At 71.7% G+C, this 15,619-nt stretch carries 13 protein-coding genes; 8 read left to right on the top strand and 5 right to left on the bottom strand.

Annotation, left to right across the window (positions count from 1 at the left end):
• The coding region (locus tag AB0C04_RS30880) for a glycogen/starch synthase (RefSeq protein ID WP_357061607.1) at positions 1–227 on the bottom strand (227 nt) is incomplete at its 3' end.
• Between the two features lie 337 nt (positions 228–564).
• Between AB0C04_RS30880 and glgX the strand changes: the two genes are divergently transcribed.
• The 6 genes from glgX to AB0C04_RS30850 all read left to right on the top strand — a co-directional run bounded on the left by glgX (position 565) and on the right by AB0C04_RS30850 (position 8,801).
• Positions 565–2,682 carry a glycogen debranching protein GlgX gene (gene glgX, locus AB0C04_RS30875; RefSeq protein WP_357061604.1) on the top strand — a complete coding sequence of 706 codons (2,118 nt, stop codon included), beginning with the start codon at positions 565–567 and terminating at the stop codon, positions 2,680–2,682.
• A gap of 1 nt (position 2,683) precedes the next feature.
• Complete coding sequence (gene treY, locus AB0C04_RS30870; protein WP_357061602.1) at positions 2,684–5,020, top strand: malto-oligosyltrehalose synthase; 2,337 nt, start codon at positions 2,684–2,686, stop codon at positions 5,018–5,020.
• The gene (treZ, locus tag AB0C04_RS30865) at positions 5,017–6,750 is read left to right on the top strand and encodes a malto-oligosyltrehalose trehalohydrolase (RefSeq protein ID WP_357061599.1); all 1,734 of its coding nucleotides are present in this window, start codon (positions 5,017–5,019) and stop codon (positions 6,748–6,750) included. Before treY ends, treZ begins: the two co-directional genes overlap by 4 nt.
• Positions 6,751–6,816: 66 nt before the next feature.
• The gene (locus AB0C04_RS30860; RefSeq protein ID WP_357061597.1) at positions 6,817–7,737 is read left to right on the top strand and encodes a hypothetical protein; all 921 of its coding nucleotides are present in this window, start codon (positions 6,817–6,819) and stop codon (positions 7,735–7,737) included.
• 498 nt (positions 7,738–8,235) lie between these two features.
• Complete coding sequence (locus AB0C04_RS30855; protein WP_357061595.1) at positions 8,236–8,571, top strand: hypothetical protein; 336 nt, start codon at positions 8,236–8,238, stop codon at positions 8,569–8,571.
• Positions 8,572–8,645: 74 nt separating this feature from the next.
• Positions 8,646–8,801 (top strand): hypothetical protein, encoded by a 156-nt coding sequence (locus AB0C04_RS30850; protein WP_357061592.1) that lies wholly within the window; start codon positions 8,646–8,648, stop codon positions 8,799–8,801.
• A gap of 62 nt (positions 8,802–8,863) precedes the next feature.
• Here AB0C04_RS30850 and AB0C04_RS30845 read toward each other — a convergent pair whose 3' ends face one another.
• The 3 genes from AB0C04_RS30845 to AB0C04_RS30835 all read right to left on the bottom strand — a co-directional run bounded on the left by AB0C04_RS30845 (position 8,864) and on the right by AB0C04_RS30835 (position 11,876).
• Complete coding sequence (locus tag AB0C04_RS30845) at positions 8,864–10,912, bottom strand: glycogen debranching N-terminal domain-containing protein (protein WP_357061616.1); 2,049 nt, start codon at positions 10,910–10,912, stop codon at positions 8,864–8,866.
• A gap of 12 nt (positions 10,913–10,924) precedes the next feature.
• Positions 10,925–11,278, bottom strand: a complete 354-nt coding sequence (locus AB0C04_RS30840; protein WP_357061590.1) for an SCP2 sterol-binding domain-containing protein — start codon at positions 11,276–11,278, stop codon at positions 10,925–10,927.
• Positions 11,279–11,672: 394 nt separating this feature from the next.
• Positions 11,673–11,876: a hypothetical protein gene (locus AB0C04_RS30835; RefSeq protein ID WP_357061588.1), complete on the bottom strand. Its 204-nt coding sequence runs from the start codon at positions 11,874–11,876 to the stop codon at positions 11,673–11,675.
• Between the two features lie 115 nt (positions 11,877–11,991).
• On the opposite strand from AB0C04_RS30835, the gene AB0C04_RS30830 reads away from it, so the two are divergent.
• Positions 11,992–13,302 (top strand): alpha/beta fold hydrolase, encoded by a 1,311-nt coding sequence (locus tag AB0C04_RS30830; RefSeq protein ID WP_357061586.1) that lies wholly within the window; start codon positions 11,992–11,994, stop codon positions 13,300–13,302.
• A gap of 15 nt (positions 13,303–13,317) precedes the next feature.
• On the opposite strand, the gene AB0C04_RS30825 is transcribed toward AB0C04_RS30830, so the two are convergent.
• Positions 13,318–14,157 (bottom strand): hypothetical protein, encoded by an 840-nt coding sequence (locus AB0C04_RS30825; protein ID WP_357061584.1) that lies wholly within the window; start codon positions 14,155–14,157, stop codon positions 13,318–13,320.
• A gap of 481 nt (positions 14,158–14,638) precedes the next feature.
• On the opposite strand from AB0C04_RS30825, the gene AB0C04_RS30820 reads away from it, so the two are divergent.
• Positions 14,639–15,595 carry an SRPBCC family protein gene (locus tag AB0C04_RS30820; RefSeq protein WP_357061581.1) on the top strand — a complete coding sequence of 319 codons (957 nt, stop codon included), beginning with the start codon at positions 14,639–14,641 and terminating at the stop codon, positions 15,593–15,595.
• Positions 15,596–15,619: the final 24 nt, after the last annotated feature.

Genomic DNA, 15,619 nt, shown 5'->3' with positions numbered 1-15,619 from the left:
GTGACCTCGTGGCCGGCGGCGGCCAGGGCGACGGAGAGGGCGTGCACGTGCCGGCCGAGGCCACCGACGAGCACCGGCGGGTACTCCCACGACAGCATCAGGATGCGCCGCGACGGCGGCGCGACGCCGGCCGGGCCGGAAGTCGGGATCTGGGTCCGGGTGAGGGTGGGTCGGCAGGCGCGGTCCGGGGCGGTGGCGAGCTGGTCGCCGAGCCGGAGGGTCGTCACATCTTTCTCCGTACAGGCAGGGTCGTACGCGCCGACACCAGTGGCGGCAGAGCGGGAAATCGTGGGTGGGCCGAGGGCCGAGGAGGGACGTGCGCCGACGCGCGCCCCTGAACAAGGAAAGGCCATCCGGCCCGATATCGCATCTCGAAAACGGGCCAAGGTGACGGACGACACCTGACAGTCCCGTCCGGGCGCAGACCGGCCGTTTTTCGGGCACCGCCTGGAAGGATGGATTGGCCGAACCGGACGCGGGGCATTACCGCCGTACGCACTGTCCGGCCCGCCGTCCGGTGCGCTCATGATGCGGTGCGCTCATGATCAGAACCGAAGGAGCGACATGCAGGTCTGGCCGGGCGAGCGCTACCCCCTCGGCGCCACGTACGACGGAATGGGTACCAACTTCGCCATCTTCTCCGAGGTGGCCGAGCGGATCGAACTCTGCCTCTTCGACGAGTGGGACACCGGCGCCGAGCTCCGCGTCGAGCTGCGCGAGGTGGACGCCTACGTCTGGCACGCGTACCTGCCGGGGATCGAGCCGGGACAGCGCTACGGCTACCGGGTGCACGGCCCCTACGATCCGGCGAACGGGCTGCGCTGCAACCCGCACAAGCTGCTGCTCGACCCGTACGCGAAGGCGGTCGACGGCGACGTGAGCTGGGACCCGGCGGTCTACGACTACGACCTCGGCGACCCGGAGCGGATGTCGGAGACCGACTCGGCGCCGTTCATGCCGAAGTCCGTGGTGGTGAACCCCTACTTCGACTGGGGCAACGACAAGCCGCCGCGCACCCCCTACCACCACTCGGTGATCTACGAGGCGCACGTGCGTGGGCTGACCATGCGCCACCCGGACATCCCCGAGGAGCTGCGCGGCACGTACGCCGGGATCGCCTCCCCGCCGATGATCGAGCACCTCACGAAGCTCGGGGTGACCGCCATCGAGCTGATGCCCGTGCACCAGTTCGTGCACGACCACCGCCTGGTCGACCTGGGGCTGCGCAACTACTGGGGCTACAACACCATCGGCTTCTTCGCCCCGCACCACGGCTACTCCGCGCTCGGCCGGCTCGGCCAGCAGGTGCAGGAGTTCCGCGGCATGGTCAAGGCGCTGCACGCCGCCGGCATCGAGGTCATCCTTGACGTGGTCTACAACCACACCGCCGAGGGCAACCACCTCGGGCCGACGCTGAGCTTCAAGGGCGTGGACGCGCCCAGCTACTACCGGCTCAGCGAGGAGGACCGGCGCTACTTCGTCGACTACACCGGCACCGGCAACAGTCTCAACGTGCGCAGCCCGCACTCGCTTCAGCTGATCATGGATTCGCTGCGCTACTGGGTGCAGGAGATGCACGTCGACGGCTTCCGCTTCGACCTCGCCGCCACCCTGGCCCGGGAGTTCTACGAGGTCGACCGCCTCTCCACCTTCTTCGAGGTGGTCCAGCAGGACCCGGTGGTCAGCCAGGTCAAGCTGATCGCCGAACCGTGGGACGTCGGCCCCGGCGGCTACCAGGTGGGCAACTTCCCGCCGCTGTGGACCGAGTGGAACGGCAAGTACCGCGACACCGTGCGGGACTTCTGGCGCGGCGAGCCGGCCACCCTCGCCGAGTTCGCCTCCCGGATCTCCGGCTCCGCCGACCTCTACCAGGACGACGGGCGGCGCCCCTTCCACAGCATCAACTTCGTCACCGTCCACGACGGGTTCACCCTGCACGACCTGGTGTCGTACAACGACAAGCACAACGAGGCCAACGGCGAGGAGAACCGCGACGGCGAGAGCCACAACCGGTCCTGGAACTGCGGCGTGGAGGGCGACACCGACGACGAGGCGGTGCTCGCGCTGCGCGCCAAGCAACGGCGCAACTTCCTGGCCACCCTGGTGCTGTCGCAGGGCGTGCCGATGATCGGCCACGGCGACGAGCTGGGTCGCAGCCAGCGGGGCAACAACAACGCCTACTGCCAGGACAGCGAGCTGGCCTGGGTCGACTGGGAGAACGCCGACTCGCAGCTGCTGGAGTTCGTCCGGACGCTGACCGCGTTCCGGGCCCGGCACCAGGTGTTCCGCCGCCGCCGGTTCTTCACCGGCCTGCCGGTCGGCGGCCGGGAGGTCGACGGCCCGCTGCCCGACCTGGCCTGGTACACCCCGGACGGGCGGGAGATGACCGGCGAGGACTGGGGCAACGACTTCGGCCGCTCGGTGGCGCTCTTCGTCAATGGCGAGGGCATCCGCGAGCGCGGCCAGTACGGCCAGCGCCACCACGACGCGTCGTTCCTGCTCTGCTTCAACGCCCACGACGCGCCGCTGGACTTCACCCTGCCCGGCAGCGAGTACGGCCAGAAGTGGGAACGGGTGATCAGCACCGCCGAACCCGAACCGGGCGACGTCACCGTGATCAGCGCCGGCGGCACGTTGCGGGTGCCGGACCGTTCCCTGGTGGTGCTGGAGAGGACGATCTGACATGGCTGCCACCCCTCAGCCCGACTCGTCGACCCCGACCGGCCCGGTCCGGACCACCTACCGGGTGCAGGTCCGTCCCGGCTTCGACCTGGACGCCACCGCCGGCCTCGCCGGCTACCTCGCCGACCTCGGCGTCAGCCACCTCTACAGCGCGCCGCTGCTCACCGCCACCCCCGGCTCCGCGCACGGCTACGACGTGGTCGACCACCGGGCCGTCAACCCGGAGCTGGGCGGCGAGGCGGGCCGGCAGCGGCTGCTGCGGGCGCTGCGCGCCGCCGGGCTGGGCCTGGTCGTCGACATCGTGCCCAACCACGCCGGGGTGGCCGTGCCGGCGGCCAACCCCGCCTGGTGGGACGTGCTCGCCCGGGGCCGCTCCTCGGCGTACGCCGACTGGTTCGACATCGACTGGGACCGGGGCCGGCTGCTGCTGCCGGTGCTGGCCGACGCGCCGGACGCCCTCGACGACCTGAAGCTGGTCGACTCCGAGCTGCGCTACCACGAGCACCGCTTCCCGGTCGCTGACGGCACCGGCGACGGCAGCCCGCGCGAGGTGCACGACCGGCAGCACTACGAGCTGGTCTCCTGGCGGCGCGGCGACGCCGAGCTGACGTACCGCCGGTTCTTCGCCGTCTCCGACCTGGCCGGGCTGCGGGTGGAGGACCCGGCGGTCTTCGCCGCCACCCACGAGCAGATCCTGCGCTGGGCCGCTGCCGGCGAGGTCGACGGCATCCGGGTCGACCACCCCGACGGGCTGCGCGACCCGGCCGGCTACCTCACTCGGCTGCGCGCTGCCGCGCCGGACCAGTGGCTGGTCGTGGAGAAGATCCTCGAGTACGGCGAGGAGCTGCCGGACTGGCCGGTGGACGGCACCACCGGCTACGAGGCCCTCGCGGCGGTCAGCGGGCTCTTCGTCGACCCGGACGCCGAGGGGGACTTCACCGCCCTGGACACCCGGCTGGTCGGGCGGCACACCTCATGGGAGGACATCACCCACGCCACCAAGCTGGCCGCCGCCACCCGGCTGCTCGCCGCCGAGCTGACCCGGCTGGCCGCGCTCGCCCCCGAGGTACCGTCCGAGGCGGCCCGGGCCGCGCTTGCCGAGCTGGCCGCCGCCTTCGCCGTCTACCGGGGTTACCCGCCGCACGGGGCTCGGCACCTCGCCGCCGCCCGCTCCGAGGCCGGCCGGCGCCGCCCTGACCTGGCCGGCGCGCTGGACACGGTCACCCGCCGGCTGCGCGACCCCGACGACGAGCTGGCCCGGCGCTTCCCGCAGCTGACCGGCGCGGTGATGGCCAAGGGGGTGGAGGACACCGCCTTCTACCGGTGGAGCCGGTTCGTGGCGCTCAACGAGGTCGGTGGCAGCCCCGCCCACTTCGGGGTGCCGCCGGCGGAGTTCCACCGCTTCGTCGCCGCCCGGCAGGTCCGCTGGCCGGCCGCGATGACCACGCTCTCCACCCACGACACGAAGCGCAGCGAGGACGTCCGGGCCCGGCTCGCCGTGCTCAGCGAGCTGCCGGAGCAGTGGGCGCAGCGGGTCACCGGGTGGATGGCCGCCGCGGAGCTGCCCGACCCGGCCTTCGCGCACCTGCTCTGGCAGACCGCCGCCGGCGCCTGGCCGATCGAGCGGGAGCGGCTGCACGCGTACGTGGAGAAGGCCGCCCGGGAGGCGTCCACGTCGACCAGTTGGGCCGACCCCGACCCGGCCTTCGAGCGGGCCATGCACGCGGTGGTCGACCGGATGTACGACGACCCGAGGCTGCACGCCGAGCTGACCGCGTTCGCCGACGAGATCACCCCGGCCGGCTGGTCCAACTCCCTCGGGCAGAAGCTGGTGCAGCTGGCCATGCCCGGGGTGCCGGACACCTACCAGGGCACCGAGCTGTGGGACAACTCGCTGGTCGACCCGGACAATCGCCGCCCGGTCGACTTCGTCGTACGCCGGGAGCTGTTGACCCGGCTCGACAGCGGCTGGCAGCCGCCGGTCGACGCGGTCGGCGCGGCGAAGCTGCTGGTGGTCTCCCGGACGCTGCGGTTGCGCCGCGACCGGCCCGAACTGTTCACCGGCTACCGGCCGGTACCGGCGCACGGGCCGGCCGGGCGGCACGCGGTGGCCTTCGACCGCGGCGGCGCGGTCGCGGTCGCCACCCGGCTGCCGCTGCGGCTGGCCCGGGCCGGTGGCTGGCGTGACACGGTCCTGTCGCTTCCCGTTAACAACATGACGGACCTGTTCACCGGGCGGGTCTACAGTGGCGGGGAGACCTCTCTGGCCGACCTGTTGGCCACCTACCCTGTCGCGCTGCTGGCTCCCACCAACGAGTCCGTGGAGGCTGCGTCATGACCGAGTTCACGGTGTGGGCCCCTGAGGCCAGCCGGGTCCGACTACGACTGACCGGCGACTCCGACCACGAGATGGCCGCCGGCCCCAACGGCTGGTGGCGGGTGGACGTACCCGGCGTCGGCCCCGGCACCGACTACGCCTTCCTGCTCGACGACGATGAAACCCCGCTGCCCGACCCCCGGTCGCCCTGGCAGCCGGCCGGGGTGCACGGGCCGAGCCGGCGCTACGACCACGCCGCGTTCGACTGGACCGACGGGTCGTGGACCGGCCGGCAGCTGCCCGGCGGCGTCCTCTACGAGCTGCACGTCGGCACCTTCACCCCGGAGGGCACCTTCGACGCGGCCATCGACCGCCTCGACCACCTGGTCGAGCTGGGCGTCGACCTGATCGAGCTGCTGCCGGTCAACGCGTTCAACGGCGAGCACAACTGGGGCTACGACGGGGTCTGCTGGTATGCGCCGCACCAGCCCTACGGCGGCCCCGACGGGCTGAAACGCCTGGTCGACGCCGCGCACGGCAAGGGGCTGGGGGTGATTCTCGACGTCGTCTACAACCATTTCGGGCCCTCCGGGGCCTACGCGCCGCGGTTCGGGCCCTACCTCGCCGAGCAGAGCAACACCTGGGGACGCTCGGTCAACCTGGACGGCCCGCACTCCGACGAGGTGCGCCGCTACATCATCGACAGCGTGCTGATGTGGCTGCGCGACTACCACGTCGACGGGCTGCGCCTGGACGCCGTGCACGCCCTGCCGGACACCCGGGCGGTGCCGCTGCTGGAGGAGCTGGCGATCGAGGTCGAGTCGCTCGCCACCCACCTCAACCGCCCGTTGTCGCTGATCGCCGAGTCCGACCTCAACGACCCGAAACTGATCACCCCGCGCGAGGCGGGCGGCTTCGGCCTGCACGCCCAGTGGAACGACGACGCCCACCACGCGCTGCACACCCTGCTCACCGGGGAGCGGCAGGGCTACTACGGCGACTTCGGCTCGCTGGAAACCCTCGCCGAGGTGCTCACCGGCGCCTTCTTCCACACCGGTACCTGGTCCAGCTTCCGCAACCGCCAGCACGGCCGCCCGGTCGACCGGCAGCGCACCCCCGGCCACCGGTTCGTGGCGTACCTGCAGAACCACGACCAGATCGGCAACCGCGCCACCGGCGACAGGATCTCGGCTTCGCTCTCGCCGGCCCTGCTGCGCGTCGGAGCGACGCTGCTGATGACGGCCCCGTTCACCCCGATGCTGTTCATGGGGGAGGAGTGGGCGGCCTCGACGCCGTGGCAGTTCTTCACCTCGCATCCGGAGCCGGAGCTGGCCACCGCGGTGGCCACCGGCCGGCGGCGGGAGTTCGCCGCGCACGGCTGGCCGGAGGGGGACGTTCCGGACCCGCAGGACCCGCAGACGTACCTGCGGTCGCGGCTGGACTGGGCCGAGCTGGACAAGCCCGAACACCGGGAGATGCTCGACTTCTACCGGCGGTTGATCGCGCTGCGCAAGAGCCGGGCCGACCTGTCGGACCCGCGGCTGAACAGCGTCGAGGTCCGGCACGGCGACCAGTTCCTGCTGATGCGGCGCGGCGAGACGCTGGTGGTGGCGAACCTGGCCGGGCGGGCGCAGGGGATCTCGCTGCCGGGGGTGGCACGGCGGGTGCTGCTGGCCACGGGGGAGGGCGTCACGGTGATGCGGGACCGGATCGAGCTACCGGCAGAGACGGCGGCGATCGTGGCGCTATGAGGTCGAGGTCGATGCGCTTGGTAGGAGGATGGACGCGGATCGCGGCGGATCCGGACAATCCAGAGTGTGCCGTTGGATGAGCTGCCGGACTGGTTGCCGGCTTGGTGTCTTGACCATCTAGGCGGCGAACCCGCCGGCGTGCTGTTCCACTCGCAACAGGTCTCGATGGTGTTCGGTCTGCGGTTGGCCGGTGGCAGGGACGTCGTGGTCAAGGCGCGCGCCGACGACGGCCGGGCCGCGTCGTGCGTCGCGGCACAGGCCCGGTTGGCCGAGCGCGGGTTTCCGTGTGCCCGGCCGCTCACGCCGGTGGTCGGTGTCGGTGCGCTGGCCGTGCACGCCGAAGAATTGCGGCCCGCCGGCGAGGTGTTGCACGGGGACTCGCCGGGCATAGCCATGCGCTGCGCGGAGGTGTTCGCCCGACTGATGGGCGAACTTGCCGGCGTGACCGTCGCGCCGCCGCTTCCGAATCCGCCCTGGGTGCGGTGGGACCACACCGATTCTGGGGTGTGGCCGGCGATCGACTTTCTCGACAGCCGGGACCAGATCGTCGTGCCCGAGCACATCGTTGAGACGGCTGAGCGGGCCCGGGGGCGGCTGCTGGCCGCCGGCTTGCCGTGCGTGCTCGGCCACGCCGACTTCGAGGCGCAGAACCTGCGGTGGCAGGGTTGGCAGGTGTGGGCGGTGCACGACTGGGACAGCCTGGCGTGGCAGCCAGAGGCGGCGCTGGTGGGAGCGGCGAGCGGGTCGTTCGCCAGTTCCGGGCCGCCCACGCTGGCGCCGATCCAAGGCTCCGAGGCGTTCCTGGTGGCTTATCAAGACATTCGAGGGCGCTTGTTCACGGCCGTGGAGCTGGAGATCGCATGGGCGGCCAGCTTGTGGATGGCTGCGTACAACGCCCGGGAGATGGCACTGTGCGGTGGCACCCCGGCGGGCGGCGATGCGCTGCGGGCGCAGGCAGCCGAACGCCTCCGCCGGGCTAACGCGTAACATCAGCACGCAAATTCAGCCAGCGTCTGCCCCGGCCGCGACGTGACACGTCGGTCTCAGGACGTGGGCGACACTCGACGGAGCTGCGGCGGGGATGAGCATGGTGCGTAGCAGCCGTATCGCGCGTGCAGACTCAGATCGGCGCGTACCAAGAAAGCTGCTCGGATTTCCGTGCCCCCGGCTGAGAGACTGCGATCCATGGGGAACTCGGCTGTCTACCGGATACACACCAGTGATGACCTTGACGTCGCGTATGCGATGGCCCAGCGTCTACTGGGCCACCGGTCGATCGCCTGCCGCTGCCCACAAGACGTCAGCGCCCGAGCAGAGACCAACACCCATGACCTCGGCCGGTACCTGAGCGTTGGACCCGCGTTGCTGTCCCTATCCATCCCGGCGTACTTGCTCGGTCAGGTAGAGGACATTCTGGAGCCACGTCTACCGCCTCACGACCGACCGAGGCAGCACCGTGACGGCAGCGGGTACCTCCTCACGGACATGACGACCGAGGTCGTGGCAGCACTCCGTCAACTGCCACCGATCGGCGCTGAGGTTTCCACACCCGAATACCCGCTGCCGACTACCTCGGCTGACACCATCCTCGCAGCCGCGAACACGGATCCCGCATCGATCTCGTGGCACACGTGCTGGCCAAGCGAGCACAACCGCTGCGGGTTTGAACTCGCCATCAACGGCGCCGAACTGTGGCACGCTCCAGCACCAGCGGGCCACAGTGTCTACGTACACGTCCACCCCGCACAACCGAAGCTCGCGCACGGCCTTGCCGCAGCAATAGGGGGCCAGGTCATGGGCGAGCCGGCACTGGGCTGGTGAATACCAGATACATCCCGTCGAGCTGAACAGCGCTCCCGCGAACCCGGCAACGCGCTGCAAGATCGCCCAGGGCCATGTCACGCACCTCCCGACGGCGCGCGGACAGCGTCGCGCCGGCCGAGGTCCGGTGCCGGCCGTCGGCGCGTACGGTGATCGCCGAGGTCGCCCGGGGTCACCCGGCGCGGGCCGGCGTGGCGCGACTGGCGACGCTGGTCGGCCTGACCCGATGACCGGTCGGCCGGCACCCACTTTCGCCGGGAGATCGCGTCGACCTGGCCGCCGGGAACGCGGATCAGCCGTGTGGCTGGTCGGGGCGGCGGCGGCCGAAGGCGTCGGCCTTGCCCCAGCGGCCGGGGATGTCCAGCAGCGCGATCCGCTCGAAGGCGGCCGGCAGCGCGGGGGCCACGGCGAGATGGTCCTCGTGCGGATCGATGCCGAGCATGGTCCGCAGGAGCAGCATCGACGCTCCGCTGGACCACGCCTGCGGGCTGCCGGCCGTCGGGTACCGGACCGGGTAGCGGGTGGTGTAGCGGTCGAACCCACCGAAGGCCTCCGGCAGCCGCCCCTGGAAGTAGGTGGCCGCGTAGAGGATGCCCTCGGCGATGCGGCCCGCCTCGCTGGTGAAGCCGTAACGGCGCAGGCCCCATGCGATGAACGAGTTGTCGAACGGCCACACCGTGCCGTTGTGGTAGCCGAGTGGGTTGTAGCGTCCCTGCCCCTCGGCGAGGGTACGCACTCCCCAGCCGGAGAAGAGCGCCGGACCCATCAGGTGCTCGACGACCCGCGGCGCCCGCTCGGGCGGCACGATGCCGCTCCACAGCAGGTGACCGATGTTCGAGGAGAGGCTGTCGACGGGGGTGCCGTCGCGGTCGAGCGCGAGCGCGTAGTAGCCACGATCCTCGAGCCAGAAGTCCCGGTTGAAGCGGTCGTACAGGGCCGCCGCCTCGCGTTCCAGCCGGTCGGCGTAGCCGGGGTCGCCCCAGACGGTACGGGCCAGCCGGGCCCCGCGGATTTTGGCGTCGTAGGCGTACCCCTGGGTCTCGCACGTGGCCCTCGGGAAGGCCGGCAGTCTCCCGTCGGCGTAGGAGATGCTGTCCCACGAGTCCTTCCAGCACTGGTTCTCCAGTCCGGTCGCGCGGTTGCGCCGCTCGTACCAGATGTAGCCGGTGGACATCAGGTCCGCGTACTGGTCGATCCACGCCAGAGCCGCGCGGGCCTCCTGCTCCAACTCCATCACCAGCGCGGTGTCGCCGCTCCACCGCTCGTACTCGTCGAGCAGCACCACGAACAGTGGTGAGGCGTCGACCGTGCCGTAGTAGGGGGAGTGCGGCTGCTCCTCGAACGCGGCCGACTCGCCGTAGCGCAACTCGTGCAGGATCCGCCCGGGATCCTCCTCCAGCACGTGGTCGGTGCGGGCGCCCTGCAGCGAGGCGAGGATCCGCAGCGTCGGCGGGGTCAGCGACGGGGTGACGGGCAGGGTCTGCAGGCAGGTCAAGAGGCTGTCCCGGCCGAACAGGGTCATGAACCAGGGCAGCCCGGCCGCCGGCACGCTCGCGCCGCCGAGCGAGAGCGGCGCGAAGCGCAGCGCCGCCAGGTCCACCAGGCTGCGGCGGTACACCTGCTGTAGCGCGGTGTTCTCGGTGTCCAGGGTCGGGGCCGCCGCGACCCACGCCTGCACGCTCGCCGGCAGGGTGGACTCGTCCGGCCGTAGCGCCCGCAGGGTGGACCGGAAATCGAAACCGTCCGGGCGCAGCGCGCGCATGACCACCTGCAACTGGGTGGACCACTGCTCTCCGGGCTGCAGCCGGGGGGTGAACCGAAGCCCCTGCGCGTCGAACGTGGCCGGCTCACTGGCCGTCACGGAAACTTCGCGCCGGTACGTTGCGCGCCCGTAGCCCAGCCGCAGTTCGTTTGCGCCGACGTGGGTGTAGTGACTGCCGGCCTTGTCGTGGAGGTCGAACTTGATCTCGAAGATGTCGGCGAAGTCGGCCGCCACGTCGAGCCGTACGTCCAGCTCGACGTCCTGCTGACCGTAGTTGAAGATCGTCAACGACTCGGTCAGGTCCGGGCCGAGCCGACGGCGCCGGATCGCCGAGACATCAGCCTGCACGTAGTCGACCGCCCCGCCCGGCACCAGGAAGAACGTGACCTCGTAGTACAGCATGTCGTCCACCGACAGCGCGTTCAACCGTTCGCCGTTGAGGGTGAGCACCCAGCGGGACAGGAAGCGGGTGTCGGCGGCGAACAGCCCGACCGGCGTACTGCTCGACGACTCCACGTCGCCACTGGCGTCCGACACGATGAAGGTGTTGCCGTCGAGGCACGACACGGTGCCGGGGATGTCCCTCATTGGCTACGTCCCGCCGTCGGGAGCGGTCTGATCCGGTGCCCGTGGGAACAGCCGGCCGATCCGCAGCGCCAGGGCGAGGTCCCCGTCGACCAGGATCTCGCCCCGGGTGATCGCGGCCAGGCCGTTCACCTCTCCCCGCGCCATCGCCTCCGCGACCTGGGCGGACACCCTGATGACGGTCGTGGCGGGGCCGCCGTCCCGCGTCACCCGCATGCGGCCGTGATCGATGTCGAGCTGCCACTGCTCCACGCGGTCTCCGTCCCGGATGTCGAACCGCACACTCCCGGACACGTTGCCCAGCCGTTGATCCTGGCCAGCAACCGTCAACCGCTCGAAGAAGTCGCTGGTCGCCGTCATCCGATCTCTCCAGGCGCTGGTAGGGGCGCCTGCCGGCTACCCGCTGGACGAGGCGGCTAACTCCGTGTCGGCGGCTGCCAGCCGAACACCGGGGCGCGTACCTGGTGGACGCCCCCGCTCACCGTGGCGGCATGCGTGGCTGGCAGGGCCCTCACTCAGTCGCGACATCCACACCCTGACCCGGCAGCACCAGCACGGTGCGCTCACCGACGCCGAGTTCGCCGCGGAACTGGCGAAGATCCGCGGCACCGGCTAGGTCGACTCCGCCAGGACGCCGGGAGGCTCCCGAGGGTGTTCCCCAGCCGACGGGCCGCCGCTCCGCACCTCGCCGTCGGCGGCGCGGCTGCTCAGGGCGCGAGCGTGAAGCGGCTCCAGCTCTTCGCGTCCGTGGTCATCAGGAAGTGCCCCGCTCGCCGGTCGATCCGTCGTCCCGTCCGAACAGCCAGGCATACCCGGGCGCGACGCTCGTCCAGGTGGCCCCGGTCGATGCTGCGCGCTCCTGAGCCTCGCTCAGGTCGCCGGTCACCGCGTACAGCTGGACCACCAGGCGGCGGAAACAGCCGGCGTAGAGCTCGGCGATCAGATCACCGTCAGACACCGTCAACCCCCCTTCTCCACCCACTCCCACCAACGGGCTGCGGAGAAGGTTCCGGTGGTCGGCCAGAATTCTCGTAGCCGCCAGCGCGTCGAGGCGTCTTCCGGGAAGGGAACCCGTGCCGACCTACCGCCATCCGGGCACCGTCATCACCGACCACAGCTTCCGGGTACCGCTGGACCACGCGGACCCGGCCGGCGAACGGATCGAGGTGTACGCCCGCGAGGTCGTGGCCGCCGGCCGGGAACGCGACCCCCTGCCCTGGCTGCTCTTCCTCCAGGGCGGCCCCGGCGGGCGGTCGCCGCGCCCGGTGGGCCGGGACAGCTGGCTGGACCGGGCGCTGGACGACTACCGGGTGCTGCTGCTGGACCAGCGCGGCACCGGCCGTTCCACCCCCGCCGACCGGCACACGCTGCCGTTGCGCGGGGACGCCGCCGCGCAGGCCGACTACCTGGCGCACTTCCGGGCCGACTCGATCGTCCGTGACTGCGAGCTGATTCGCCGGGAACTGCTCGGCGAGGACGTGCGGTGGAGCCTGCTCGGCCAGAGCTACGGCGGCTTCTGCACCCTCACCTACCTGTCCTACGCGCCGGAAGGCGTCCGCGAGGCCTTCGTGACCGGCGGCCTGCCCGGGCCGCGCAGCACGGCGCAGGAGGTCTACCGGGCCGCCTACCCGCGCGTGCAGCGCAAGGTCGCGGCGCACTACGCCCGCTACCCGGAGGACGTCGAAGCCGTCCACGCCGTACTGCGGCACCTGCGGGAGCGGGAGGTGCGGCTGCCCGGCGGCGGGCTGCTGACCGCCGAGGCGTTCCAGGCGATCGGCACCATGCTGGGCACCGGCAGCGGCTCACACGCGCTGCACTACCTGCTCGAAGACGCCTTCCTGCCCGGGATGCCCGAGCGCCGGCTCGCCGATTCGTTCCTCGCCGAGGTCCAGGGCCACCTCTCGTACGCGGGCCGCCCGCTCTACGCCCTGCTGCACGAGTCGATCTACGGCCAGCGCTCGGTGTCGCCGCACGCCACCGGATGGGCGGCCGAGGCGGTACGCGCCGAGTTCCCGCAGTTCGACGCCGATCGGGCGCTGGCGGGAGACCGGCCAGTGCTGCTGACCGGCGAGATGATCTACCCCTGGATGTTCGGGACCGATCCGGCGCTGGCCCCGCTGCGGGAGGTGGCCGAGCTGCTGGCGGCCCGCGAGAACTGGCCCGACCTGTACGACCCGCGGCAACTGGCCCGCAACGAGGTGCCGGTGGCCGCCGCCGTCTACCACGACGACATGTACGTCGACACCGACGACTCGTTGGCCACCGCGCGCTCGGTGCACGGCCTGCGCCCCTGGATCACCAACGAGTACGAGCACGACGGCCTACGGGTGAGCGAGGGCCGCGTCCTCGACCGGTTGATCAGGCTGGTCCGCGACGAGACCTGAGCACGGGCGCCGAGGTCACAGTGGTGGCGGGCACCGATCGGGGAGCGTGACCTGCCCCGGCTGGTGGGTGAAGGTCCTCATCGTGAACCACTCGTCCAGCGCCGGATCGAAGAGGTTCTGGAAGCCGAACTGCAGCACCTGCCACCACTGGCTCGGGTTCCGTTGGTCGACGTAGACATCGCCCAGGGCGATCGGGAACCGGAAGACCTCGCCCGGCTGGGTGAAGCCGCCGACGATGCCGACCCGCCAATGGTCGACGCGGCGATCCTTCTGCCCCTGCAGGATCTCCGGTCCGACGAACCGCGCGGTCTTCAGCAGGTCGTTGAACATCTGCCGGTTGAAGAACCCCAACCGATCGCAGGGGCGCGGCGGGTCCAGCGGGATGTTCGGCCACTTGTAGGTCAGCGTGTAGAGCGTGTTCCGGTAGATCAGGTTGGTGAACCAGATCGGATGCTCCGGACCCCCGGCGATCATCTGGCTGTCGCCGTTCCGGCCCTGCCAGGTGAAGGGCACGTCGATGCCGAGGTCGCGCACGATGTACCGGCCGGTGCCCCGGAAGTCCGCCGGCAGTAGCGGCGGGCGCGGCTCTCCCGGGCCGGGCGGCTTGCCGCGCGCCGTACCGCCGGGTTCGTCGGGGCCGGGCGGCCCGCTGGCCGTCGTGTCGCCCGGCTCGTCGGGCCCGAGCGGCCCGCTGGCCGTGGTGTCGCCCGGCTCGTCGGGCCCGAGCGGCCTGCTGGCCGTGGCGCCGCCGGCCGAGGTCGCGTTCGGCGGAGAGGCGGACGCGCCGGGTGCGATGAGGGCGAGGACGACCACGCCGCTGGCGATCAGCGTCCGAAGTGCGCGGGTCGGTGCCATCTGCCCTCCGTGCTCAAAGCGGCTGATGCTCGGACAATCCGGGCGTCTGTCGCGAATAGTAGGGCTCGACCGGCAGCCGAGCCGGCGTCAAGTCCGCCGTCGTCACCCGGAAGCGCCGAAGAATCCTCGCCTGCCGCCTGCCGCCTGCCGCCTGCCGCCCACGTCCCCGCCGGACTTTCGGGAGCGCGACGGCCGCCGCGAAGATCGCGCTCGATCCGGGATGTAGTGGCCTCCTGCTAATGGCGATGCCACTACATCGTGGATCGAGCACGATCTTGCAAGCTCGCGGGTGGTCCCACGTGCCGACCAGGTGGGCGGGACCGGCCGGGCGGATGCTCGGAGTTGGCGCAGCGGGATGCGGTTGGACATTCTCGGCTGAATCGGGCTTGCCGACACGTCGTACCGCATAGCGTCACGGTGGCGGCGTCACCGCCGCGCCGCCGGTCCGCCGGCGGCCCCGCGCTGCGCGGAGGTTACCGACGTGAACCGCATCGACGGAGTGCTCCTGCCCGAGCTGGATTCCCCCATCCGGGAGCCGCTCCTGGCCCGGGCCGTGGGCTGGCTGAGCCTCGTCCTCGGGGTGGGCGCCCTCGCCGCGCCCGGCCGGCTCGCCGAACTGGCCGGTGTCGACGACTCGCCCACCGCCCGTGCCATCATCCCGGCCGTCGGCGCCCGCGAACTCGGCCACGCCGCCGGGCTTATCGCGGGCCGCCGGACGGCCGGCTGGGCCTGGAGCCGGGTGGCCGGCGACGCCATGGACCTGACCCTGCTCGCCCGGGCCCTCGCGGACCGGAGCGGCGACCGGCGGAAACGCGTCGCCGCCACCACCGCCGTGATCGCCGGCATCACCGCCGTCGACGTGCTCGCCGCGCTCGGCGCGTCGCGCGCCCGCCGATCCCGGGACCGGATGATCCGCATCGACGTCGGGGTGACGGTGAACCGGTCGCCGGCCGAGGCCTACCGGTTCTGGCGGGACGTGGAGAACCTGCCCCGCTTCATGTCGCACCTGGAGTCGGTGCGCGCCGAGGACCTGCGCCGGTCGCACTGGACCGCCCGCGGGCCGGCCGGCCGCCTCATCGAGTGGAACGCGGAGATCCTGGACGACCAGCCGAACCGGTCGATCGCCTGGCGGTCGATGCCCGGCGCGCGGGTGCCGAACGCCGGCCGGGTCCGCTTCCAGCCCGCACCCGGCGACCGGGGCACGGAGGTCCGGGTGCAGCTCGGCTACGCGCCGCCGGCCGGCTCGCTCGGCCGGGCCGTGGCGAAGCTCTTCGGCGAGGCGCCCGAGCAGCAGGTCCGCGACGACCTGCGCCGGTTCAAGCAGGTGCTGGAGACCGGAGAGGTGGTCCGCTCCGAAGGCAGCCCGGACGGCATCTCGGCGCGGCAGCAGGTCATGCAGCGCCCCGCCCAGCCGCTGCCCAACGGTCACCGGCGCTGAGCGCCGCACGGCAGGAAGGAAGAC

The organism is Micromonospora sp. NPDC048909, from assembly GCF_040649635.1.
Classification (GTDB): domain Bacteria; phylum Actinomycetota; class Actinomycetes; order Mycobacteriales; family Micromonosporaceae; genus Micromonospora.
The sequence above is the reverse complement of the archived record's forward strand: the minus strand, read 5'-3'. Positions and strand labels throughout refer to the sequence as shown.

Bases quoted from the DNA above. Each gene is read 5' to 3' on its own strand.
- AB0C04_RS30825 (WP_357061584.1), bottom strand. From the start codon at position 14,157: ATGGCACCGACCCGCGCACTTCGGACGCTGATCGCCAGCGGCGTGGTC.
- treZ (WP_357061599.1), top strand. From the start codon at position 5,017: ATGACCGAGTTCACGGTGTGGGCCCCTGAGGCCAGCCGGGTCCGACTA.
- AB0C04_RS30850 (WP_357061592.1), top strand. From the start codon at position 8,646: ATGTCACGCACCTCCCGACGGCGCGCGGACAGCGTCGCGCCGGCCGAG.
- treY (WP_357061602.1), top strand. From the start codon at position 2,684: ATGGCTGCCACCCCTCAGCCCGACTCGTCGACCCCGACCGGCCCGGTC.
- AB0C04_RS30840 (WP_357061590.1), bottom strand. From the start codon at position 11,278: ATGACGGCGACCAGCGACTTCTTCGAGCGGTTGACGGTTGCTGGCCAG.
- glgX (WP_357061604.1), top strand. From the start codon at position 565: ATGCAGGTCTGGCCGGGCGAGCGCTACCCCCTCGGCGCCACGTACGAC.
- AB0C04_RS30855 (WP_357061595.1), top strand. From the start codon at position 8,236: ATGACGACCGAGGTCGTGGCAGCACTCCGTCAACTGCCACCGATCGGC.